This is a genomic window from Winogradskyella rapida, from assembly GCF_042675845.1.
In the GTDB taxonomy this organism is placed as follows: Bacteria; Bacteroidota; Bacteroidia; order Flavobacteriales; family Flavobacteriaceae; genus Winogradskyella; species Winogradskyella rapida.
Map to the genome: position 1 here is coordinate 610,293 of NZ_JBHTKM010000063.1, position 24,173 is coordinate 634,465.

General features: G+C 36.5%; 27 protein-coding genes. 16 read left to right on the forward strand and 11 right to left on the reverse strand.

Annotated elements, in window-relative coordinates:
- The first annotated feature begins 35 nt into the window (after positions 1-35).
- The 6 genes from ACFQ13_RS10130 (at position 36) to ACFQ13_RS10155 (ending at position 4,514) form a co-directional block, all read left to right on the forward strand.
- Positions 36-818, forward strand: a complete 783-nt coding sequence (locus ACFQ13_RS10130) for an SDR family oxidoreductase (protein ID WP_386116931.1) — start codon at positions 36-38, stop codon at positions 816-818.
- 94 nt (positions 819-912) lie between these two features.
- Positions 913-1,446 (forward strand): 3-hydroxyanthranilate 3,4-dioxygenase, encoded by a 534-nt coding sequence (locus tag ACFQ13_RS10135; protein ID WP_386116933.1) that lies wholly within the window; start codon positions 913-915, stop codon positions 1,444-1,446.
- A 93-nt stretch (positions 1,447-1,539) separates the two neighbouring features.
- Positions 1,540-2,628, forward strand: a complete 1,089-nt coding sequence (locus ACFQ13_RS10140; RefSeq protein ID WP_386116936.1) for an amidohydrolase family protein — start codon at positions 1,540-1,542, stop codon at positions 2,626-2,628.
- A 79-nt stretch (positions 2,629-2,707) separates the two neighbouring features.
- Entirely contained in the window at positions 2,708-3,349 is a 642-nt protein-coding gene (locus ACFQ13_RS10145; RefSeq protein ID WP_386116939.1) for an O-methyltransferase, read from the forward strand.
- A 6-nt stretch (positions 3,350-3,355) separates the two neighbouring features.
- Positions 3,356-4,135: a HipA family kinase gene (locus tag ACFQ13_RS10150; RefSeq protein ID WP_386116942.1), complete on the forward strand. Its 780-nt coding sequence runs from the start codon at positions 3,356-3,358 to the stop codon at positions 4,133-4,135.
- On the forward strand, positions 4,125-4,514 hold the full coding sequence (locus ACFQ13_RS10155; RefSeq protein WP_386119416.1) for a DUF3037 domain-containing protein: 390 nt from the start codon (positions 4,125-4,127) through the stop codon (positions 4,512-4,514). Before ACFQ13_RS10150 ends, ACFQ13_RS10155 begins: the two co-directional genes overlap by 11 nt.
- A gap of 72 nt (positions 4,515-4,586) precedes the next feature.
- On the opposite strand, the gene ACFQ13_RS10160 is transcribed toward ACFQ13_RS10155, so the two are convergent.
- The 6 genes from ACFQ13_RS10160 to ACFQ13_RS10185 all read right to left on the reverse strand — a co-directional run bounded on the left by ACFQ13_RS10160 (position 4,587) and on the right by ACFQ13_RS10185 (position 11,127).
- Entirely contained in the window at positions 4,587-6,089 is a 1,503-nt protein-coding gene (locus ACFQ13_RS10160; protein ID WP_386116945.1) for a S8 family peptidase, read from the reverse strand.
- A 115-nt stretch (positions 6,090-6,204) separates the two neighbouring features.
- Positions 6,205-6,495: a Sec-independent protein translocase subunit TatA/TatB gene (locus ACFQ13_RS10165; protein WP_114310591.1), complete on the reverse strand. Its 291-nt coding sequence runs from the start codon at positions 6,493-6,495 to the stop codon at positions 6,205-6,207.
- Positions 6,496-6,593: 98 nt separating this feature from the next.
- Complete coding sequence (locus ACFQ13_RS10170; protein ID WP_386116947.1) at positions 6,594-8,894, reverse strand: M1 family metallopeptidase; 2,301 nt, start codon at positions 8,892-8,894, stop codon at positions 6,594-6,596.
- A gap of 66 nt (positions 8,895-8,960) precedes the next feature.
- Entirely contained in the window at positions 8,961-9,467 is a 507-nt protein-coding gene (locus tag ACFQ13_RS10175; RefSeq protein ID WP_386116949.1) for a DUF6702 family protein, read from the reverse strand.
- Between the two features lie 42 nt (positions 9,468-9,509).
- Complete coding sequence (locus tag ACFQ13_RS10180) at positions 9,510-10,322, reverse strand: hypothetical protein (RefSeq protein WP_386116951.1); 813 nt, start codon at positions 10,320-10,322, stop codon at positions 9,510-9,512.
- Positions 10,309-11,127 (reverse strand): hypothetical protein, encoded by an 819-nt coding sequence (locus tag ACFQ13_RS10185; RefSeq protein WP_386116953.1) that lies wholly within the window; start codon positions 11,125-11,127, stop codon positions 10,309-10,311. The genes ACFQ13_RS10180 and ACFQ13_RS10185 overlap by 14 nt, the downstream gene beginning before the upstream one ends.
- Positions 11,128-11,268: 141 nt before the next feature.
- Here ACFQ13_RS10185 and pepE point away from each other — a divergent pair, with 141 nt between their 5' ends.
- Positions 11,269-11,976, forward strand: coding sequence for a dipeptidase PepE (gene pepE / locus ACFQ13_RS10190; protein ID WP_386116956.1), 708 nt, complete (start codon positions 11,269-11,271; stop codon positions 11,974-11,976).
- Between the two features lies 1 nt (position 11,977).
- Here pepE and ACFQ13_RS10195 read toward each other — a convergent pair whose 3' ends face one another.
- Positions 11,978-12,403, reverse strand: a complete 426-nt coding sequence (locus ACFQ13_RS10195) for a GNAT family N-acetyltransferase (RefSeq protein WP_386116959.1) — start codon at positions 12,401-12,403, stop codon at positions 11,978-11,980.
- 158 nt (positions 12,404-12,561) lie between these two features.
- Positions 12,562-12,948, reverse strand: a complete 387-nt coding sequence (locus tag ACFQ13_RS10200; protein WP_386116962.1) for an ankyrin repeat domain-containing protein — start codon at positions 12,946-12,948, stop codon at positions 12,562-12,564.
- Between the two features lie 265 nt (positions 12,949-13,213).
- On the opposite strand from ACFQ13_RS10200, the gene gpmI reads away from it, so the two are divergent.
- Entirely contained in the window at positions 13,214-14,731 is a 1,518-nt protein-coding gene (gene gpmI, locus ACFQ13_RS10205; protein WP_386116964.1) for a 2,3-bisphosphoglycerate-independent phosphoglycerate mutase, read from the forward strand.
- 43 nt (positions 14,732-14,774) lie between these two features.
- Positions 14,775-15,173, forward strand: a complete 399-nt coding sequence (locus ACFQ13_RS10210; protein WP_114310600.1) for a BT0820 family HAD-type phosphatase — start codon at positions 14,775-14,777, stop codon at positions 15,171-15,173.
- 10 nt (positions 15,174-15,183) lie between these two features.
- Here the strand turns inward: ACFQ13_RS10210 and ACFQ13_RS10215 are convergent, their stop codons facing one another.
- A complete protein-coding gene (locus tag ACFQ13_RS10215) occupies positions 15,184-16,452 on the reverse strand; it encodes an acetyl-CoA hydrolase/transferase family protein (RefSeq protein WP_386116966.1) in 1,269 nt (422 codons plus the stop codon).
- 350 nt (positions 16,453-16,802) lie between these two features.
- Here ACFQ13_RS10215 and map point away from each other — a divergent pair, with 350 nt between their 5' ends.
- From map to ACFQ13_RS10235, 4 genes are all read left to right on the forward strand, one after another.
- The gene (map, locus tag ACFQ13_RS10220) at positions 16,803-17,621 is read left to right on the forward strand and encodes a type I methionyl aminopeptidase (RefSeq protein ID WP_114310602.1); all 819 of its coding nucleotides are present in this window, start codon (positions 16,803-16,805) and stop codon (positions 17,619-17,621) included.
- Between the two features lie 13 nt (positions 17,622-17,634).
- Entirely contained in the window at positions 17,635-18,408 is a 774-nt protein-coding gene (locus ACFQ13_RS10225; protein ID WP_386116968.1) for a DUF3050 domain-containing protein, read from the forward strand.
- A 203-nt stretch (positions 18,409-18,611) separates the two neighbouring features.
- Positions 18,612-19,394 carry a class I SAM-dependent methyltransferase gene (locus ACFQ13_RS10230; RefSeq protein WP_386116970.1) on the forward strand — a complete coding sequence of 261 codons (783 nt, stop codon included), beginning with the start codon at positions 18,612-18,614 and terminating at the stop codon, positions 19,392-19,394.
- A gap of 14 nt (positions 19,395-19,408) precedes the next feature.
- A complete protein-coding gene (locus ACFQ13_RS10235; protein ID WP_386116972.1) occupies positions 19,409-19,777 on the forward strand; it encodes a DUF423 domain-containing protein in 369 nt (122 codons plus the stop codon).
- Between the two features lie 63 nt (positions 19,778-19,840).
- Here the strand turns inward: ACFQ13_RS10235 and ACFQ13_RS10240 are convergent, their stop codons facing one another.
- Together ACFQ13_RS10240 and ACFQ13_RS10245 are read right to left on the reverse strand one after the other, a co-directional pair.
- Positions 19,841-20,821, reverse strand: coding sequence for an FAD:protein FMN transferase (locus tag ACFQ13_RS10240; protein ID WP_386116974.1), 981 nt, complete (start codon positions 20,819-20,821; stop codon positions 19,841-19,843).
- A 60-nt stretch (positions 20,822-20,881) separates the two neighbouring features.
- Positions 20,882-21,259, reverse strand: coding sequence for a Na(+)-translocating NADH-quinone reductase subunit F (locus tag ACFQ13_RS10245; protein ID WP_386116976.1), 378 nt, complete (start codon positions 21,257-21,259; stop codon positions 20,882-20,884).
- Between the two features lie 311 nt (positions 21,260-21,570).
- On the opposite strand from ACFQ13_RS10245, the gene ACFQ13_RS10250 reads away from it, so the two are divergent.
- The 3 genes from ACFQ13_RS10250 to ACFQ13_RS10260 all read left to right on the forward strand — a co-directional run bounded on the left by ACFQ13_RS10250 (position 21,571) and on the right by ACFQ13_RS10260 (position 23,948).
- Positions 21,571-23,016 (forward strand): sensor histidine kinase, encoded by a 1,446-nt coding sequence (locus ACFQ13_RS10250; protein ID WP_386116978.1) that lies wholly within the window; start codon positions 21,571-21,573, stop codon positions 23,014-23,016.
- On the forward strand, positions 23,009-23,404 hold the full coding sequence (locus ACFQ13_RS10255; protein WP_386116979.1) for a response regulator: 396 nt from the start codon (positions 23,009-23,011) through the stop codon (positions 23,402-23,404). The genes ACFQ13_RS10250 and ACFQ13_RS10255 overlap by 8 nt, the downstream gene beginning before the upstream one ends.
- Before the next feature lie 85 nt (positions 23,405-23,489).
- A complete protein-coding gene (locus ACFQ13_RS10260) occupies positions 23,490-23,948 on the forward strand; it encodes a Na(+)-translocating NADH-quinone reductase subunit F (RefSeq protein WP_386116981.1) in 459 nt (152 codons plus the stop codon).
- Positions 23,949-24,173: the final 225 nt, after the last annotated feature.

A 24,173-nucleotide genomic window follows, 5' to 3' on the forward strand; every position in this document is an offset into this window, starting at 1 on the left:
GCAGGTCTCGACTGCGCTCGACCAGACAAAATATTATGAATCTACAACTAAACAACAAATACGCACTAGTATGCGGAAGCACCGCAGGAATAGGAAAAGCAACAGCAATGGCCTTAGCCGCCGAAGGTGTTCAAGTCACTCTTGTTGCTAGAAACGAAGACAAATTAAAAACGGTACTTTCAGAATTACCTCAATCTCAAACACACGATTATATTGTGGCTGATTTTTCAAATCCTGAAGACTTAAAAACGAAAGTTTCAGAATATGTATTCCACCATCACGGCTTTCATATTTTGGTGAATAATACAGGTGGACCAGCTGGTGGACCTATTTTTTCGGCTGAAGTCGAGGAATTTGAATCGGCTTTTACGCAACATTTAAAATGTAACCATGTGTTAGCGCAAGCCCTTGTTCCGTTTATGAAACAAGAAAGTTACGGCAGAATTATCAATGTTATTTCCACCTCCGTTAAACAACCTTTAGACGGTTTAGGTGTAAGCAATACCATCAGAGGAGCGGTAGCCAGTTGGAGTAAAACATTAGCCAATGAATTAGGGCAATTTGGTATTACGGTTAACAATGTGTTACCGGGAGCTACAGGCACAGACCGATTAGCTGAAATCATCAAAAACAAAGCTCACAAAACGGGGAAAACAGAAGAAGAATCGGCCCAAGCTATGAAAAGCACCGTCCCCGCAAAACGATTTGCTAAACCTGAAGAACTTGCCGATGCTATTACCTTTTTAGCCAGCGAACGTGCCGCGTATATCAATGGAATTAACCTTCCTGTTGATGGCGGAAGAACAAAATCTTTGTAACTTTATACCGCTTGGACATTTAATTAAACTGTAAACTAAACAAGCTTAAACCCTTTAATACATTTCCTTTCAACAGGAATAAAACTATAAAACCATGAGTAAAATATATCCTCCTATTAATTTCAAAGCATGGATTGAAGAGAACCGTCATTTGTTAAAACCACCTGTGGGGAATAAAGTGGTTTGGAAGGATGGTGATTTTATAGTTATGGTGGTAGGTGGCCCTAATAATAGAAAAGACTACCATTATAATGAGACGCCTGAATTTTTTCATCAAATTGAAGGCGATATTGTCTTAAAAATTATTGAAGACGGCCTCCCTAAAGATATTCATATTAAAGAAGGTGAAATTTTTCTCTTACCACCTAAGGTACCACATTCGCCACAACGCGGGGCGAATACAGTAGGACTTGTTATTGAATACCCAAGAGAAGAAGGTGTAAAAGATGCCTTATTATGGTTTTGCGAAAACTGTACCACCAAGCTTTATGAAGAAGATTTTACGGTTAAAAATATAGAAACCGACATGCCTGTCATTTTTGATCATTATTACAATGACAAATCAAAACGAAGCTGCCCTAATTGCGGCGAAGTCATGGAGCCACCACAAAAGGTAACCCTAGAATAACACTTAGATTTTATTCCTTAACACCTAAGGCTTACCTTTAAAGAGCAATCAACCCTATTAAACGAGACACGCAATTTCAGCTTAGTATAACTTATGAAAGAAAGACGAAAACTTAGAATAAACGGTCACTCCCACCTTCTTCCCTATCCAGAGGAAATCCCTCAGTTTATGAAAGAGAAAGAAATCTTTTGGGTCGATAAAGATCGTAAGTTTATGCTTCAGAAAGATTGGAACCGCCCAATAACCGATTCTAGTTTCTTTTTAAATGAGAAATTGGCTTGGATGGAACGTTTTAACATAGATCATGCCGTGGTTTTAAACCTCTCACAGCTTTACGGCAACGGTCTTCGTGTAGAAGAAATGAAGCAAGCCCTACGTTTTCAAAATGATTTTAATGCGAAAATTCAACGTGAGAACCCGAGTAAATTCACCTGCGGATTTGTGGTACATCCCGGCTTTGTACGAGGTGCTTGTTGGGAAATTGAACGTTGCGTAGAAGAACATGGTATGCAATTGCTTTGTTTGCCTACCCATTATATGGATACCATAGGTACTTGGCGCTGTATTTTCGATGAGGAAAATGAACCTATTTTTGAATTGGCCAATAAGTATAATCTCGCTGTTGAAATTCATCCTTATGACGGAGAAAAATTTATTAAGCTTGAAAATACCTCATGGCGATTCCACCTTATATGGATGTTAGCCCAATGTGCTGATGCTTATCATTTCTTAACCTTAAACGGCTATCAAGACAAATACCCTAATATGAGAACTTGTTTTGCGCATGGTGGACAATTAGCGCAAATAAACTTAGGGAGACGTATTCAAGGATTTGACGGACGTCCAGATTTATTTGAAGGTAAAAGTCATCCTAGAAAAGCTGTAGGACACAAAAACATATTCTTTGACACTTTGGTTCACGATACAGGAGGATTGGAGTTACTTTTGAAAAACCAAGGCTCTAAACAAGTTATTATGGGCTTAGATGACCCTTACCCACTAGGTGAAATGGAAAGTGAACAACAATCATCTTATCCTGGTAAAATTATCGATTTGGCTATGGAGCGCAATATTGTAACCGAAACTCAGCGTGATGCAATTTGGGAAGATAACGTGATTCAATGGCTTTGCGGTGATGATGAAGCAGCAAAAGAAAAGCTACTTTCTCGTATTATGTCCTAAAGTTATCTCAACCGTTTATTAACTTTGCGTTTTGGATTAATTAATCCACATACCTCATCTGTTTATTAAAATCCATGCCATGTATTTTTTACCTGAAGCCTTAGATCAGTACGTCGTTGCACACTCGGAGCAAGAGCCTGCATTATTGCAGCAACTTACACGAGAAACGTATCAAAAAATATTACAACCCATTATGCTTAGCGGCCCTTATCAAGGACGTGTCTTAAGCATGGTGTCTAAACTCATAAGGCCAGAACGTATTTTAGAATTGGGCACCTTTACAGGCTATGCTACCTTATGCTTAGCAGAAGGTTTACCATCTTCAGGAACCTTACACACTATTGATGTGAATGAAGAATTGGTCGATTTTCAACGTAAATACTTCGATCGCTCTGCATACGGTTCACAAATTATTCAGCATACCGGAAGTGCTATCGATATTATTCCGACCCTAGAAGAAACATTCGACTTGGTATTTATTGATGCTGACAAACCGAATTACAGTAATTATTTTCACTTAATTATTGACAAACTAAATCCTGGTGGAATCATTTTATCGGACAATGTATTATGGCACGGAAAAGTGGTAGAACCTGTAGGTAAAAAAGACATCTCTACCCAGGCTATTTTAGACTATAACACGCTCTTAAAATCAGATCCTCGAGTAGAAACCGTAGTCTTACCTATAAGAGATGGCTTAACCATTAGTAGAAAATTATAAGCGCTTATGGCTAATATTGAAATAAGAACTGTAGAGGTTGTAAAGTACATTACCCCTTTAAGAGAAGGAGGCTCTTTACCTGCCATTGTAGAAGCTAGTGATGGATTTCTCTATGTGTTGAAGTTTAGAGGCGCCGGACAAGGTAAAAAGGCCCTAATCTCTGAATTTATAGGTGGGGAATTAGCACGTGCTATTGGTTTAAAAGTCCCTGAAATGGTATTTATGAATTTAGACGATTCGTTTAGTAAAACCGAACCCGATGAAGAAATTCAAGATCTACTAAAATTTAGCGTTGGCCTTAATCTTGGCTTACACTATCTAAGCAGCGCTATTACCTATGACCCTTTAGTCTCTGAAGCCGATGCGTTAACCTCTTCTAAAATTGTACTTTTAGACAGTATTATTAGCAATATAGACCGAACTGTAAAAAACAGCAACCTCTTAAATTGGCATAAAGAATTGTGGGTTATAGACCACGGGGCTAGTTTTTATTTTCATCATAATTGGCCTACTTGGGAGCAACATCTTAACCGTAGCTTTCCGCTTATAAAAGACCACGTGTTATTAGAGCGTGCCATCAAATTACCCGAAGCTTCAGAAGGAATTATCGCCGCATTGACACCAGAAGTTATTGAAGATATTGTTTCTAAAATTCCGGAAGATTGGCTGCATAACGAATCGGACACCATGCGTCCTGAGGCCATAAAAGCGGCCTATATAACCTACCTGAATTCTCGACTTTCTAAAATAGATGTGTTAGTTAAAGAAGCCAATGATGCCAGATAAAGTGACTTTTGAATACGCGATTATTAGATTTGTACCTCGTGTAGAACGTGAAGAATTTTTTAATGTTGGTGTGATCTTATTCTCCAAACGCAAGAAATTTTTAGGGGTTAAATTTCATGTAGACCAACATAAACTAAAAGCCTTTCCTGCTGCTTTAGATTTAGAAACTGTCAATGCTTATTTACAAGCATGGGATCGCATCGCAAAAGGCGATTCAACCTCAGGAAAAATTGGTGAATTTGAAATGTCGGACCGTTTTAGATGGTTAGCGGCTTCTAGAAGTACAGTGATTCAAAGTTCTAAAACGCATTCCGGATTAACAGACAATCCTGAAGAAACTCTACAATGCATCTTTGAACAACAGGTGTTACATCCGTAGTATTAAACCATAAAAAAAGCAAGGTTCAACATAATGAACCTTGCTTTTTTTTAGCTTGAAATTTTACTGTATTTACTGCACTGCTTGTAAAGCATCAATATTTCCATACCCAAAACTGCTGTCCTTATTAGGGTAAAATTCTGAAGACTGCTTTAAGCGATTTATAATTTGGCTTCTTGACCAAGTTGGATATTTAGACCAGATTAAAGCCGCAATCCCTGCTGTGGTTGCCGTTGCCACAGATGATCCGCCTGTATAACGACGCTCACCATTATAGAAACTTAAAACAGGAGGCGCCTTACTCGTATTATTATCACCTTCCATAATAATGGTAAAATCAATTTTACTTCCGCTATGGCAGGTTTCGCAACGCTCATAACTACTCCCATCATTAACTCCTGTAACGGCTATGGTTTCGCTCATGGTAGCCGGAAAAATAACGCCATACCCATTGGTAAAGCTTGTAGAGGTTCCGCCTGCAGCAAAGATTAGCTTTCCTTTACTGTAAGCGTATTTTACAGCATCTTCAATATTGCTTATCGACCAAACATACCCAATTGACATCGAAATAATTTTAACGTCGCTACGATTCCCTAATTGCGTTAAAGCATCAGACACGCCTTTGCGCTCATGGTAATCATTTAACAACACATCTTCTGTGGCTCTGTACGCCACTAAATTGGCATTATAAGCCACACCCACTGGCATGCCGTTATCATTTCGTGGTGCCGCCATGGTAGATCCCATTGCAGTTCCATGTCCGCATTTATCATGAACGCCATCATAATTGCTAGACCACCACCAATTAGAGTCTATAAAAGTCCCATACTTCTCTACAGATCGTCCAGAAGAATAGCCGTCGTTAAACCCTACGGTATTTAATAAGTTTTGAGATTTTGAAACACCTGTATCGATTAAACCAATGGTAATACCAGCTCCTGTAGATTCGGTCCAAGCTTGCTGAATATTATGCTCATTAAAATGCCAAGATACTTGCGCATTGTTGGGTGAAACCGTGTCATAATGCGCCGGATTAATAGAAGCCCCAGCCGTATCGCATCCCGAACTGGATTTTTGAACGACCTCAGCCGTGTATTGGTTATAGCCATTAGGTTCTAGATACCTTATATGCGCACTTTCTCTTAAGGCCATAACGGTTTCTATTTTGGTAACCTCAGCATCAAAAACGGTTAAGACTTGATCTTCTCGAATCTTAAAATCCGCTTTACTTACGGCTTCTTCATTTCTAATCGTGTTGATGAGTTCGTTCTTTTTTCTGATGAGTTCGGCATCTGGCTTTTCAGAAAAACTTTGTCCTTCATCACCATAGCCAACGGTTAAAACATATTGTCCATGGGTTAATGCACTCCAAAGGAAATGGGCGTCCACATCGTTCCAATTAAAATCTCCTGTACTTTCAATGCGTTCACTTATGTGTGCATTAATAGCTTCAACAGTTAGGGGTTCTTCAGGAAATTGTAATGTAGCGTCTGACGACTCTGTTAGGGTCTCTTTAGAACAAGACCACACTGAAATGGCAAGGATAAATGTTAGGATAACGTAAATTCTTTTCATATTACATATATTTAGATAATGAATTGATTCTAAATATATTAAATATAAGCCTGAAATTTAAAGGCGAATTTAATTTTTCGACAAAAAACAGAAAGGTTTACTGAGAAATCAGCAATTATTGATTACGCTTAAGTGATCCAGTAAAATCTTCAAGATCATCTTTTACCTTATTTAATTCGTCTTTAACGCTTTTAGTAACGTCATTATCAATAAGGCTATTGTCTTGAGCACTTTTTGTGACTTCGTGCTTAATGTCATTGGTCGCATCTTTAATTTGACGCATTGCCTGACCGAGTCCACGTGCGATTTCGGGAAGTTTGTCTGCACCAAATACCAATATAACTATGAATAGTATAAAGACGATTTCAGTACCTCCAATAAATAAAAATGTTTGTAGTTGTATCACGTTGCAAATATAAAGTGAGTTTGTGAATAATGCACCTCAAATAAAGAAATAAAAAAGCCGACTTCAAAAAAAGTCGGCTTAAACTTATGTTATAATATTTAGTTTCTCACTTTTTGCTTAAACTTATCGAAGTCGCTTGATTTAACTTCTTTAGGCCAAGAATTATTAGAAGTGTCAACATCTGCAGTTTCCAAATCTGGATCTACTACGATACTTACAATTTCTTTTTCACTAGCAATAGCTTTACTCACTTCTTGATCATTAAGTCTCCAAACTTGTGCTGGGTACGTTTCTCTAGACGTTGTTCCGTCTGCATAAGTAAACTCAACAATTAAAGGCATTACTAACCCGCCTGGCTTTTCAAAAGTAACTTCGTAAAAGAATTTAGGCGTCGTTTTCATTTGCTTCTGTTGTGCCGGTGTAAAGTTATCCATAATGTATTCTTTTACCGTTGGTAAATCATCTATGCTTTCATTACGCTTCATTGATGCTTCGTAACCTTCTTCACCTTCAGCAATAAAATACACTAAACTTTTAGGGTCTATATTATTACGTTCAGCTATTTTCTTTCCATTTTCATTAGGAGTTGATGTTACGGCAAATTTCTTCACTTCTTTAACACCAATATCTGTGTAATCGGTAGTATAGAACCATCCTCTCCAGAACCAATCTAAATCAACAGCAGAGGCATCTTCCATAGTACGGAAAAAGTCTTCTGGTGTTGGGTGTTTAAACATCCATCGGTTAGCATACTCACTAAATGAATAATCAAAAAGCTCACGCCCCATGATGGTTTCTCTTAAAATATTTAAAGCGGTCGCTGGTTTACCATAAGCATTATTACCAAATTGGTAAGTATTTAAACCTTTAGTCATAATAGGCGCAATATAATCTTGCTTACCTCCCATATATCTTACTATATTTTTAGCAGGTCCTCTTCTTGAAGGATATACTTTATCATTTTTAGATAATGCTTTAGGATACCATTCGCCAAAATCTTGTTCTGCAACATATTGCGTAAAAGTGTTTAAACCTTCATCCATCCATGTCCACTGACGTTCATCACTATTTACAATCATTGGAAACCAATTGTGCCCAACTTCATGAATAATAACACTAATCATTCCGTATTTTACTCTATCGGAGTAACTACCGTCTTTATCCGGACGACCATAATTCCAACAAATCATTGGATATTCCATACCTTGCTGTCTAGCATGAACAGAAATTGCTTTATGGTAAGGATAATCAAAAGTCATTCTAGAATACGTTTTTAATGTACTCGCAACTGCTTTAGTAGACCATTGCTCCCATAAAGGGTTTCCTTCTTTTGAATATAAGGATACCGCCATTACATCTTTATCGCCTAATTTTACAGCCATCATATCCCATAAAAACTTACGAGAGGTTGAAAAACCAAAATCACGCACCATTTTAGCAGATAATTTCCAAGTCTTTTTCTTTTTACTTTTAGACTTCTCTGCTTTCTCAGCTTCATCTTGTGTTACTATCATTACAGGTTCGTCATACGATTTCTTCGCTTTTTTATAGCGCTTCATCATATCTTTAGTGAACACCTCTTCTCTATTGGTTAAAACCCCTGTACCATCTAAAATATGATCTGCAGGCACAGTGATATTTACGTCAAAATTACCAAATGGTAACGCAAATTCATCACGCCCCCAAAATTGAGAATTTTGCCATCCTTCTACATCATTATAAACAGCCATACGTGGATAAAACTGCGCTATAACGTATAAACGATTGTCGTTTTCTTCAAAATATTCGTATCCAGAACGTCCACCATCCTTTATATAATCATTAATGGTATACCACCATTTGATTTTGAATGAGAATTTATCTCCAGATTTCATTGGTTTTGGTAACTCTACACGCATCATTGTACGGTTAATTGTATGCTCTAAATCGTTACCGTTAACGTCTTTTACGTGCTCTATATGAAAACCACCATCAAAAGATTCTTTTAAGTAAGATTTTACCACACTAGAAGACACTGCAACAGGTCTTACCACAGAGTTATTAATCAATGGCGTTTTAGAATCTCCCGAACGCATATTCTGGTCTAACTGTACCCAAAGGTAATTTAGCTCGTCTGGTGAATTATTGGTATAAGTAATGGTTTCAGCACCGTATAACTTTGCGTTATCATCATCGATTTCGATGTCCATTTGGTAATCGGCTTGTTGCTGATAGTACCCTGGTCCTGGTGCTCCAGATCCTGTTCTAAATACATTTGGAGTTGAAAACTCGTCGTATAATTGCTTGAATTTGTTTTGGTTAGTGTGCCCTTGCTGGCGTTCTGGTTTTACCTCATCTTGAGCGTATGTGCTAAACGAGGTAAAAAGCATAGCGCATAAAACGTACTTAAGTAATTTCATAGTTATTGTTAGTGTTATTAAAAAGTGATGCCTAAAGTAATAATTTATGGCGGTTTTGGTAGTGTTTTACTTAAAGTTTAACATGCAAGTATCCTTCTCTGGCACGAGTAGGAAGCTTTTATTTCGATTTAAAAGTTTTAACCGAACAATATTTTCTTGGCCTTCAAAGACATCAAAAAGAACTTGATTTGTAACTTCTATAGATTGTATAGCGGATACATTTTCAATTTCTAAATAACAATAGGTAATGCCTTCTTTGTATTCTTTTCCTAAGAAATTAAATTTGATTTCAGCTCCATTAACCTTCAGCCTTAATTTATCGGTTAAATAACGCTCCATATATACCGCTACCAATTCAGATTCATCTTCTGAGGTTAAAGTAAGACTGTCATCATAACGTTTCCGAATTAAGGTTTCGAAATCGTCGGTATAAATTTGAGTGATTATTTGAAGCGATTGCTCTTTCTGAACATACTCTACTTCAGTAACACTCACATAATATTCATGCTCTGCCTCATTAGACATCAAAAATGGTAAAATGAGAAATGCGATTAAAACGGGGATGGATTTCATTTTTATTTAAGGGAATTCAAAAGTTTACAAGTGTGCTCAAAATTACTCTTTATTAAATGATTTTCTATGCCCTTGATAGACTTTAAGCTTTTCTTGTAAAAACTCGATTAAGACAATGTCATTATTTTCTTGGCAAAGGTCTAGAAAGCGTTCATCTTCTTGGCAAAAAAGAAAATACTCTGTACGTAGGTTCTCAGCGAGGTCTACTTTTTCAAAAAGGAACGTTTCATAATCGCGCTTTAAGCGATTGATACAGCCCTCTCGGTTATCTAATTCTACAATAGCTTTTAATTTTTTGGTGCGACCACTAATGGTATTTAGTAATTTATGGAGGTTTATACTTGGTCCTAAACCGTTGGTACCGCCTAACAGACTTACCATTGGTCCGGCATCAGCATCATAGAGTTTACGCTCATTTTGGGTTAACGGTTTTCCGGTATATCCTGGAATTCCTAAATCGTAAAAATTTACTTCAGGCTTCAGGTTTAAGCTTTCAATATCAGAGGTCAAACTTCCTGTAAAAATCTTCCCCACGACCACCTCATCAAGTTCACTTACATTTTTTTCCATGAATACCTCAAAATGTCCAAGCGCTACCATAGAAGCGGTAATTATTACTTCTTGTTTTTTATATTGAACTCCAGAAATAATCAAGGTATCTGACGCTTTCGCAGGGATTACAAAATGCCCATCGTCTTGAGAAATGGTGTATTCTGCTGCGGTTTTATTTTGAATATGTAAACCTTCAAGCTCTGCTTCTGCCACAAGTTGCCCTTTGAGATCAACACGCTGTGCATGACCCCAAACAAAACTGAGAAAAGCAATAGTAAAAAGAAATCGTTTAATCTTCTGCACTATTCTCCTTTAAGAAAGCTTTACTTAATTGTGAAATACGCTCTAAAAGCTGCATTTCTTTACCTTCTTCAAATAAAGTAGGATCCACACCTTGTACTTCAACATAATCGGTAAAGGCCTCCACTTGTTCTAAAGGAATATCAAAGTTATTGTGAATATAATTGACGCTAAACGTATCTAAAGCTTGTTTAAAAGGAGTGAGTTCTTTTAACTTTTCATCTTTAGTCTTAGCCCCTTTAAAATCTAAATCGACCACCTGTTTTAATAAAAATCCAGCCACATTGACCAAATCTAACATATGCTCCATATGTGGATGGTACTCGTTAAAAGCAAGGTTATCTGCCTTAGTTTTATAATCGGCAGAAAACTCAAAATCCTCAATATGGTCTAAGCCAAAATACACATCGTCTAAACTTACATTATAGGTCCGCACGTTTTCTAAATCGGCATATAAATTCCCCGTTAAATCGAAAGGTAATAAGACTACCTCATCTAACTTATTAACCTCTTCCACTAAAATAACAGTAAGACGCTTAGAGGCCATAACTTTTTCTGTAATCACCACAGTAAAATCTTTAAACTGAAGTGCTCCAAATTCTATAACATCATTTAAACCGACGGCTAGCTCAAAGTTTCCATCGGCATCGGTATAGGTTCCTTTATTAGCTGAAGAATTAAAAACAGCTACACCTTCTTTTTCATCTATGGAGACCACAATTCTACCTTTTACAGTAACGCGATCTATATTTTGAGCGTAAGTTACAAGGGTAAAAATCCCCAATAATAAGAGTAATGTTTTCTTCATAATTTGATTCTTTTATTAAAAATCGGGTTTATTCTTGAATTGACACAGAAATTGAATAGTAAAAATTTGTTAAATGATTGAGTCTTCCTTTTAAAAAAGTTTAATTTTCTTTGCCGTAATTAAGCGTTAAAACCTAAAAATTTGAAATCAATTATAATTGCAAGCACTTCTACCATACATGGAAGTGGTTATTTAGAATACTTACTAGAACCTCTAAAACTTCATTTTAAAAATGCGGACACCATTTTGTTTGTCCCTTACGCCAGACCCGGTGGTATTTCTCATGATGACTACACCAGTAAGGCGGCTAAAGCCTTTGCTAAAATAGGAAAATCGGTACGAGGACTTCATGAATTTGATGATGCTGAAGCTGCGGTTAAAAACGCTGAAGGTATTTTTGTAGGTGGTGGTAACACCTTTGTTTTAGTAGACCAATTGTATAAAAACAAAGTCTTATTAGCCCTAAAAGAAGCTGTTATTAAGGGGACCCCTTATTTGGGAACAAGTGCAGGAAGCAATATTTGTGGTTTAACCATGAATACCACTAACGACATGCCTATTGTGTATCCGCCAAGTTTTAAAACTTTAGGCTTAGTGCCTTTTAACATCAACCCGCATTATTTAGATCCAATTGAAGGCAGCACCCATATGGGAGAAACTAGAGAAACGCGAATAAAAGAATTCCACATTTACAACAGCCCACCCGTTATTGGCCTAAGAGAAGGAAGTTGGATTGCCGTTGAAGGTGACACCCTTCGCCTACAGGGCACTTTAGAGGCGCGGATATTTGAGTACAATAAAACGCCGTATGAGGTGGCTCCTAATTCGGATTTAACCTTCTTAAAATAGTTTATATTTTTTTAAGAAAGTGATAGCCTAGAATTTGAAACCCTTCATTATAATAAAACTTATGTGAAGGGTAATTTTGCACGTAAGTATTCAGTTCTATAGATTGGTAGCCTTTCCCTTTTATATAATTGGCAATCCAAGCCATAAATTGTTTTCCTAGGCCGCTTCCACGGTGTTCCGATTGAATATACACATGATCGAGTTCTGCTGATTTCCCGATATAGTGTCGGGTACAAAACCACATCCCTGCCACGCCAATTAGCACCTCGTTATGCTTAATTACCGCACATTCATAATTCTGTTGCTGCATCTCTTTAAAACGCGATTGCAACACGTCTAAACTTATTTTTCCATTATTAAGTTCATAAACAAGGGGCACAATATTTTGCAATTCTGCATTGGGTAATATTTGAAACTGATAATCCATAGGGGGAAACTTAAAACAGCAAAAGTAAATCTTTTTTCAGCTTCTAATGTTCACACTACGCCCCCGCTCTTGTTAAAAAATATATAAAACTAAAAAAGCGTCCTGACGGACGCTTTTCAAACTAACTAACTCAAATATTTGTCTACTCCTAGACCTAACTATTTTTTAAAACGCTTAAGAAATGACGCCGCTTCTTTGGCGTTTGATTTCTCAGCATAGCGCACAGGTGTAAATCCGGCATCACATGAGGTGTGAATTTCAGAACCTGCAGTGATAAGCGCTTTTATAATTTCTACACGGTTATATTTTGCGGCATAATGAATGGGCATTAAACCATTAGATTTTGCATTGACGTCTGCCCCTGCTTCAATAAGTTTATTAACCTCTTGTAGGTCGCCTTTTGCTACCGCTTTACACAATGGACTCACCTTTACAGGATTGGTGACCACCGGATAAGATTCTAAAGCTGTTGCAGCATGAGCGGCATTGACATTTGACATTGAAAACCCTAAGGCTAAAGCGAATACGATTACTGATTTTTTCATGATGAAAGATTTTAATTAATTGATTGTTTATATTTTGATTATACCAAATAGACGACTTATCAGAACAAGTGTTACAGCAATTAGGAAGTGATAACGATTTTTTAACACCTTAACGCTTAATTTGTTAAGGTTTTCACAATATTTAACCCTTAGGTTATCAATGTTTTAAAAAATCTTAAAACAGCGTTAACACGCTAAATTTTTTCACATTACGAATTTGTGTTAGCGTTGTAAGTGTTATCTTTGAAGAACAAATTTTAGACACATGAATAAGAAGGTTATTTTAATGATTTTAGATGGTTGGGGAAAATCTCCTGACCCTAAAGTTTCGGCAATTGACAATGCACAAACCCCATTTATAGATTCGTTATATACGACGTATCCTAACGCAAGTTTAAGGACCGACGGCCTGCACGTAGGATTACCTGAAGGCCAAATGGGAAATAGTGAAGTAGGACATATGAATTTGGGTGCTGGACGCATCGTATACCAAGATTTGGTAAAAATAAATCTTGCTGTTGAGAACAATACCTTACGTGAAGAACCTGTTTTAAAAACAGCTTTTGAATACGCTAAAACCAACAACAAAAACGTACACCTTTTAGGATTAGTAAGTGATGGTGGAGTGCATTCTCATATTAAGCATCTTTTTGGATTATTAGAGGCGACAAACGATTACGGCTTAGACAATGTCTTTGTTCATGCTTTTACCGATGGTAGAGATGTAGATCCTAAATCTGGCGCCGGTTTTATTGCCGATTTAGAACAACACCTTGAAAACAATTCAGCCAAATTAGCCACTGTAACCGGACGTTATTACGCAATGGATAGAGATAAGCGTTGGGAACGTGTGAAACTAGCTTACGATGCTCTTGTACAGGGAGAAGGTGAAAAAACTAACGATGTTGCAGCTGCTATTAAAGCTAATTACGCTAACGATGTTACCGATGAATTTATAAAGCCAATTATTGCTACAGACGCGAATAATACTCCTGTTACCACGATTAAAGAGGATGATGTTGTAATCTTCTTTAACTTTAGAACAGACCGTGGACGCCAATTAACAGAGGCCTTATCACAGAATGATTTCCATGAGTACAATATGCATAAGTTAAACTTACATTATGTGACTTTAACCAACTATGACGATAAGTATGAAGGTATAAATGTAGTTTTCAACAAAGACAATTTACAAGAAACACTTGGAGAGGTCTTAGAAAAGCACCAGAAAAAGCAGATTCGTATTGCTGAAACTGAAAAATACCCACACGTTACGTTTTTCTTTTCTGGAGGACAAGAAAACCCGTTTGAAGGTGAAACAAGAATTCTTAGAAATTCGCCAAAAGTTGCCACTTACGATTTAAAACCAGAAATGAGTGCTTACGAATTGCGTGATGCTTTAGTTCCGGAATTAGAAAAAGGCGAGGTCGATTTTGTTTGTCTTAATTTTGCTAATGGAGATATGGTCGGTCATACAGGTGTTATGGAAGCGGCAATACAAGCCTGTGAACATGTTGACACTTGCGTAAAAGATGTGGTAACAACAGCTTTAGACAACGATTATACCACCATCTTAATTGCAGATCACGGAAACTGTGAGACTATGATTAACCCTGATGGTAGCCCTAATACGGCGCATACCACAAATCCAGTCCCTATTATTTTAATTGATAAAGATTTAAAATCTATAGAGGATGGTATTTTAGGTGATGTGGCTCCGACAATTTTAAAACTAATTGGACTTCCTCAACCCAAGGCAATGACACAAAAGAGTCTTGTATAACAGCTTGATAATTGTATTTTTGTCCTTGACTTGAATAAGAAGCATGAATTTTCAGAACAGATTAATTATAGCCGTTGATTTTGATGGCACCATAGTAGATGACGCCTATCCGAAGATTGGTAAAACGCGTATTTTCGCTTTTGAAACCTTAAAACGTCTTCAGCAAGATGGCCATCGCTTAATACTATGGACCTACAGATGTGGTTCTAAATTAGATGAAGCGGTAGAATTTTGTAAAGCAAACGGCATAGAGTTCTATGCCGTTAATGCTAGTTTTCCTGAAGAAAAATTTGATCCCAACAGAAGTCGGAAAATTCATGCTGACTTATTTATTGATGACAGAAATATAGGGGGAATTCTTGGTTGGGGAGAAGTTTATCAACTCATCACCAACGAAGAACCCAAAATCAATACTCCCCCTAAAAAATGGTGGCAATTTTAATACCTGCCATTTATTTTATCATATTAAAATAGGCTTTGTCAATAGCCTCTCTATGATCTGGATGTGCAATATCTACTAAGGCTTTTGTTCTGTCCTTAATCGTTTTACCATATAAATTGGCAATTCCGTATTCCGTTACGACATAATGTACATGCGCTCTAGAAGTTACCACCCCTGCACCTGGTTTTAATACAGGAACAATTCTACTAATACCACTTTTAGTTACTGATGGTAGTGCAATTATAGCTTTTCCGCCGTCACTTAAAGACGCCCCTCTAATAAAGTCCATTTGTCCTCCCACGCCTGAATACATATTAGAACCAATAGAATCGGCACAAACCTGCCCTGTTAAATCAATTTCTATAGCCGAATTAATAGCGACCATTTTAGGGTTTTGTTTAATATAAGAGGTATTATTGGTGTAGTTAGACGCACGCATTTCTACAAAAGGATTATCATCTACATAATCGTACAAGCGTTTAGAACCAATTAAAAAGGTAGACAACGCACGACCACGATTAATCTTTTTATAGTTTCCTGTAATAACGTTACTTAAAATTAAATCGATAACACCATCAGAGAACATCTCGGTATGCAAACCAAGATCTTTATGGTTTGTTAAACGCGTTAAAACAGCATTGGGTATAGAACCAATTCCCATTTGTAGTGTACTTCGGTCTTCAATTAAACTGGCCACATAGTTCCCAATCTTACTTTCAATAGCACTAGGTTCAGCCATATGATGTTCTGGAATAGCTTCATCAGCTTCTACAAAATAATCGATTTCAGAAACATGCAATATACCAGCACCATGAGTTCTTGGCATTTGCGGGTTTACTTGAGCAATGACGATCTTAGCATTATCAACAGCAGCTAAAGTAGCCTCTACAGAAACCCCTAATGAGCAATAACCATGACGGTCTGGAACCGACACATGAATTAATACAACATCTATATCTAATATATTTTGATGAAACAATCTTGGCAATTCACTTAAAAAAACAGGCGTATAAGAGCCATTGCCGGCCTTTAAGGTGTGTCTTACATTTTTTCCTATGAAAAAGGAATTCACATGAAAACTGTCTTTATATATGGGATCAGCATAAGGCGCAACACCCTCGGTATGCAAGTGACATACTTCTACATTTCTAAGTTCCTCATATCTTGCTGACAGAGCTTTTACAAGCGATTGAGGGGCTGCTGCTGCAGCTTGAATATAAACACGATCATTAGACTTAACAACTTTTAAGGCTTCTTCTGCGGTAACGGTTTTGTACATAATAATTATATTTTATGCGACAAATTTAGAGTACAAAAAGGACCTATAAACTGTTATTTATCATGTTTTGGAAATAATTTAAAATTCTTAAACACAGTAAATCATCACATTACTCGCGTCATTGACCAAACCTTAAATTTCAAATTAAGTTCACAAGATATTCATTAAAAGGCCGTTCCGTTTTCTTTCAGAAAAAAGCAAAACCACTTTATTTAGGACATCAGAAAATGGTCTCATAAATAAAGACACCCCATTTTTTTAAACAGTTTCATAAAAAAAGGTTATTTCTTATCTGTAATTTATACCAAGAAAATGGGAATACCTATCTTTGCCGCTCAATAATAGGAATCATGATTATAGTAAAAACAGCAGAGGAAATTGAATTAATGCGTCAAAGCGCCCTTATCGTATCTAAAACCTTAGGGATGCTCGCTAAAGAAACTAAAGAAGGAGTAACCACCAATCATTTAGATGCTATAGCGGAAGAGTTTATTAGAGATATGGGAGCTATCCCAGGATTTAAAGGACTTTACGATTGTCCTTCTACGTTATTATGTAGTGTTAATGATGCCGTTGTACATGGTTTACCTACAGATGTTCCTTTAAAAGATGGTGACATTGTATCTATAGATTGTGGTTCTATAATGAATGGCTTCTATGGCGACCATGCCTATACCTTTGAAATTGGTAACGTTGCTGAAGAAACTAAAAAGTTAATTCAGGTGACAAAAGAATCGCTTTATAAAGGTATTGAACAGTTAAAATTAGGAAACAGAGTTGGTGATGTTGGTTACGCTATTCAGCAGCATACTGAAGCTCAAGGCTACGGTGTGGTAAGAGAATTAGTGGGTCATGGTCTAGGACGCAAAATGCACGAAGATCCTGAAATGCCTAACTACGGAAAACGTGGTCGTGGTAAGAAGTTTATTGAAGGTATGGTTGTGGCTATAGAACCTATGATTAATTTAGGAACTCACAAAGTAAAGCAATTGAGCGACGGTTGGACCATTGTTACCCAAGACGGAAAACCAAGTGTGCACTTTGAACATGATGTGGCCATTGTAGATGGAAAACCGGAAATACTTTCAACTTTTGCTTATGTACACGAAGCTTTAGGGATTACTTCTGACGAAGAAACTCCATTCAGACAAAATGCTTTAGTACTCTAAACCTTATTTTTTTATGACGATTGAACACTTAGAAAGCCAATTAGCCGATTTAAGAGAAGCCTTAAACCATCATAAATTATATAGTGCCTTAGCCTCAATTGAGGATATTAAGGTTTTTATGGAACAGCACGTGTATGCCGTTTGGGATTTTATGTCGCTTTTAAAAGCACTTCAGAATCAATTAACCTGCACCACACTTCCATGGACACCGGTACCGAATCCGGCGACCTCACGTTTTATTAATGAGATTGTTTTAGGGGAAGAAAGCGATGTTAATGAGCTTGGAGAACCTAAAAGTCATTATGAAATGTACTTGGACGCCATGCAGCAAGTTGGAGCCAGTACACAACCTATTGAAAACTTTGTACAGTTAATTGAACAAGGACATTCTGTGGCACAAGCTTCTCAAATTACTGCCTTACCAGAAGCTACAGCAACTTTTGTAAACTATACGTTTAAAGTTATCGCTACGCAAGCCTCGCACAAAATTGCCGCTGCATTTACATTTGGACGTGAAGATGTGATTCCTGATATGTTTTTTCAGATCATAAATCAGTCTAAAACCAGCGATAATACATATAGCAAACTCACCTACTATTTAAAACGTCATATTGAATTAGACGGTGATGAGCATGGGCCACTTTCGTTAAAAATGATTGAGGAATTATGTGGTGACGATGAACAAAAATGGAACGAAGCTTTAGAAGTAGCGAAGGCCTCTTTACAGCAACGTATTGCACTTTGGGATGGTATTTATAATTTAATTTCTAGTCCAATAGAAGCCTAGGTATTGAGCGCAGAGGGCTAGAAAAATTCACCGATGTACATACCGTTCAAATATGGGCGTGTAAGGTATTTGGTGATTTTCCCATTGGATGGTTACTCAATGGCAACATTAAATTAAAAAAATGGTATAAAACGATTCATAAATACCACACAGTAAGCACTCCGAAAAACGCTGTGCATTTTTATGAATCTCTGAGTAACAGTATGAAAAAACTCTTTAAACTCATCCTTAATACAGTTCCAAGACCTTTGCTCATAAGGCTTAGTTATTTGGCCAGCCCAATTTTAACCGTCTTATTAAAAGGAGATAAATTCACTGACCCTATAGATGGTAAACAGTTTAAAACCTTTTTACCTTATGGTTATGGCAATCAACGGAACAATGTGTTATCGCCTTCAACTTTAAGTTTAGAGCGTCACCGATTGTTATGGTTGTATTTACAAAATGAAACTAATTTCTTTTCACAAGATACAGCATCAAGTTCAGGATTAAGTGTTCTTCATTTTGCTCCAGAACAATGTTTTTTAAAACGGTTTAAAGCTTTAAAAAATTTAGACTATACCACTACAGATTTGCTATCGCCTATTGCCGATGTTAAAGCAGATATTTGCGATTTACCTTTTAAAGATAACAGCTATGATATTATTCTCTGTAATCATGTTTTAGAACACATCCCTGATGATACTAAAGCCATGCAAGAACTATATCGGGTTATGAAACCTGGTGGTTATGGAGTGTTTCAAATTCCGCAAGACCTATCTAGAGCAGAAACATTTGAAGATGATTCTATAACAGATAAAGCGGAACGTGCTAAGATTTTTGGACAATACGATCACGTTAGAGTTTATGGTCGTGATTATTTTGATAAGCTACGTTCTATAGGTTTTAAAGTTGAAGAGGTCGATTATACGGCCTCACTCTCTGATGAAGACATTGAAAAATACTGTTTAGCTAAAGGAGAAATTATTCCCGTAGTTTATAAATAATACAACTTATTAAAATGACACAACACATTATAATTGCAACAGGTGCTTTATTTGGAATGTTAGCTGTAATATTTGGTGCTTTTGGTGCCCATGCTTTAAAGAAAGTTTTATCTACAGACCAATTACACAGTTTTGAAGTGGGTGTAAGATACCAAATGTATCACGCCATCGTATTACTCGCTTTAGGTCTAAGCGCAACCAATGTCACCACAACAACCTATTGGTGTTTTACAATCGGTATTATACTCTTCTCGTTTAGTATTTACGGATTGGTATTATCTAATGCTAAAGGAAAAAAACTTCGATTTTTAGGCCCTGTGACGCCATTAGGAGGTCTACTTTTAGTTATCGGTTGGTTATTGGTATTGATTAATGCGTTTTAAGAAACGCATCTTAAGGCTTCAATAAAACACCAACTTACTCTATAAAAACTTAAGAGCTTAAGCTTATTCTGGGAAATTATTCAAAGCTAAAGTCTCAAATTCTTTGGACTCATTCTCAAAAATAATAAACACTTTGACCTCCGGATGTCTTTCGGCAAAGGCTCTTACTTTTTCTATTCCCATAGCCTGAAAAGCGGTTGCATAACCATCAGCAGTCATACAATCTTCGGCAAGTACCGAAACACTTAATATATGAGTTTTTGATGGGTAGCCTGTTTTAGTATCAATGATATGCGCATAGCGGTTTCCGTTCTCGTCAACTTTAAACTTACGGTAGGTTCCTGAAGTCGCCATCGCCTGATCTGTAAGTTCTATAACCTTAGAATAGGATTGTTCTCCTTCAAAATTAGGATCGTCAATACCAACTTTCCAAGCCGTTTGTTTTTCTAGGTTAATACCTTTTGCTCTAAGCTCTCCTCCTATTTCCACTAAATAATTAGTCACATTGTGTTGCTCTAAAAACTCAGCAATAACATCTACAGAATACCCTTTTGCTATGGCATTAAAATCAATAAAAGAACCTTCATTTTTTATGATTTTATCGGCCTTAAGTCCCATTCTATTAAAACCGACAGACTTCATTAACCCTTTAATCGCGGCACTATCAATATGTGCAATTTTTCCTTCAGGACCGAAATCCCAAGCATTAACGACAGCACCTATTGTAGGATCTAATGCCCCTTCGGTCTGTCTGTAAATTTTCTTAGCTTGGGTAAATACCCTTTTAAAATGGGCATCAACCTCTAAGACTTCACCCTTATTAATTCTAGAGATTTTAGACTCTGGAATATAAGTAGACATCGACATGTTAATGACATTAAAAAGGCTATCAAATTGCTTTTTATAATTAACATCCTCTGGCGAATGGTATTGCACACTGAATGAGGTTCCGAATACAGGACCTGATAACTTTATATTCTTAGGTTCTTTTTCGCAAGCCACAAAAAGCAAAGCGAGACTAAATAATAGAAGTAATTTTTTCATTTTAAAAACGGAATTAGGGCGTGTGTTAATAGCTTATTAGCCTAAGGTGAATTATTGATTTTAATTGAGATTCATGTCTAAAACTTGAATACCATTATATTCTATAAGATAGTCTTCATTGAGGTATATAGGGAGATCTTCCCCGTTAGGATTTCCGAGACCAACTCCTGCGTACAACACTTTAGCATCCTTATCAAAAGCGTGTTTTTTAAAGGTTTCCATCCAGACCACATCATAATTATTAGGGTTTTCCGGCAATAGAACAGCGCGTACAATTACAAAATAATATTGACTATTCTTATCGATACACACAAATTGCGGGTGCCGTTTAAGCTTACTATTGATGGCTATAAATTCAAATCCACGTGCTTCTAAATCTTTACCTACATGATTCATGGCAAGATTATGGAGTTCTTGAGGTGTCAGTGCTTTACTCATGCCACAAAAATACAAACTTGGCGATTAAAATGGGATAATAAGCGTATTGATTATAAGACAAAATTTTGCGGTCTTCGTTAAAGAAAAACACAGACCTTATGCTTTGATATTTTTTAGACATTTAGAAGCATAATCTAATAATTACGCATTAAAAACAGAAAAGGCTTACAGATAAACCAATGTTTATCGTCTTATCGTGTATTTTATATTTTATAAACAGAATTTAAAAGTTATATTTGCTCTTTAAAAACCCCTCAAAATTCTTCATTTTGTATACCCCTAATACGCCATCTCATAATAATATTAACTTATTGAATTTTATACAAGAACGGGCCTCCATTGGTACTTGGGAATATAATCCTAAATCTGCGGAATTGAATTGGAGTAACCAAACAAAAAAGATCCACGAAGTGGCCTTAGATTTTGAACCTAATGTTCAAATTGGATTAGCGTTTTATAAAGAAGGGCATAGTTTAGAAACCATAAATGAATTATTTACAAATTGTTTAGAAGAACATAAAGATTTTGATACCGAGGTTCAGATTGTTACTGCCACAGGAAAAGACAAATGGGTAAGAGCCATTGGAATACCTATTGTTGAAGATAATGAATGTGTATTTGTACAAGGTTTGTTTCAAGATATAGATAACCGTACCAAGAATGCAAAAGCCTTAGCGTTAAAAGAGGAGCAATTAAGACGCACCTTTGATACCGCCTTAGTCGGAATGGCCATTATAGATTTGGAAGGTCAGTGGATTAATGTTAACAAAAGTCTTTGTAAAACTTTTGGGTATAATAAGGAGGAGATAAAATCCCTTTCGTTTATGGACCTCACCCACCCTGATGATCTTAAAAAAGATTATAAGGCCATGTTGAGTATGATGAGTGGAAATTTAGATTATTTTGAAACCGAAAAGCGTTATATTAATAAGAAGGGGGAAACGATATGGGCCCAATTATTTATTTCTATTGTAAGAAATGATAATGGTGTCCCACAGCATTTCGTAGCTCAAATTAATGACCATACAGAGATTAAGAAAAGTAGTGAAAAAGTAAACCAATTACTAAGAACTACTGAAGACCAAAATAAACGCCTTCTTAATTTTGCCCATATTGTATCGCATAACTTAAGATCGCACTATGGAAATTTAGATATGCTTTTGGATATTATTAAAATGGATTTGCCTGAAACCACAGACAATGAAATTTTTCCATTGGTAAAACAAGCTGTAAGCCACTTAGGCGAAACTGTAGCCAACCTAAATGAAGTGGCCGCTATAAACATTCAAAAGGATTTAAAAACCGAAAAATTAAATTTACTAAAGTGTTTTAACGGGGCATTCTCTAGTATCTCTGCACTCATTATAGAGTCTAAAACCTCAGTCTCTGTACATATAGACCCTGATATTGCTATTAAAGGCGTACCGGCCTATTTAGATAGTATTATCTTGAACTTTTTAACGAATGCTATTAAGTATAAGAAACCTCAAGAACCTGCCAAAATAGAAATTAATGCTCGTGAAGAGGAAGACGATGTCATCTTAGAAATAAGAGATTATGGGCAGGGTATCGATTTAAAAAAGTACGGCGAAAAATTATTTGGAATGTATAAAACATTTCATCAGCACGCAGATTCAAGAGGCCTTGGACTGTTTATAACCAAAAATCAAATAGAAGCACTTGGCGGTAAAATTGAAGTAAAGAGTCAAGTTAACGAAGGGACAACCTTCTACATATATCTAAAAAAATATGAATAAAATTGACGTTGCTTGCATCATTGATGACGATCCTATTTTCATTTTTGGGGCCAAAAGAATGATGGAATTATCAGATTTCTGTAATTCATTTATGGTCTTTAAAAATGGCCAAGAAGCTATAAATAATCTAAAACCGATAATGAATGCGGGGCAAAATGTTCCTGATGTTATCTTATTAGATATTAACATGCCTATTATGGATGGCTGGCAGTTTCTAGATGAATTTGTTAAAATTGAATCGCATAAGAAAATGACCATCTATATTGTGAGTTCCTCTATAGATCCGGTAGATCTTAAACGCGCTGAACGCTACGATAATATCACCAATTACATTATAAAGCCTATTTCATTACAGACCTTAAAAGATATCCTAGAAGAAACGCTTTAAGGGATTTACAACAGCACTTTTATAAAGTTACAAAAATTGAATATCAACAATTTTTTGTAACTTTTTTGCTTTAAACCCTTTAGCTATGAAAAATTCAATCCGATTTGAAGCTGCCCTTCACAAATTATACATCGCATTTCACAACCAAACACTGAACCCTGACGATTACAAACAATGCGCGGTTGGCAACCTATTAGACGGTAAGACCAGTTGGCAATATATTACGGATGTTCATGGATCTACAACCTTAAACTATATCGGTTTGGTGAATCAACATCTGGGAAAACGCTTCAACGGCTATAACCCTAAAGAACTACTCTATATTGAACGTGCATTTTTAAAAGGCTGTGGATATCACTTTAGTGCTAATCAACGCTTAAAACGGCCTAAAATCATTGATGATAACCGTCTATTTAATGGACTCACTGCGGTAGTCGCAGAACTTTGCAAGTTAGATGGGGTACCCAACGTCATGGATTGCGAAAAACGCTTTGACTTTAGCTATACCCCTTCAACAAAAGCAGAACAAGTAGCCACAGTTTAGCGTTTCACTATGAAGCATCAATTGTACAACTCCATGTTTTATATTAACGGATGAATTGGCAACGGACAACCCTGTTTAAAAGTTACATCAACAATAGGACTACAACTTCCTAAAATCAGGCTTAAAACGAAGCCTCTGAATTTCAACACTAGACTTAATAAAGCGTTTAACAATCACTTTAGCCCATAAAAAAAGCCAACTCCGTAGAGTTGGCTTTTTATTATA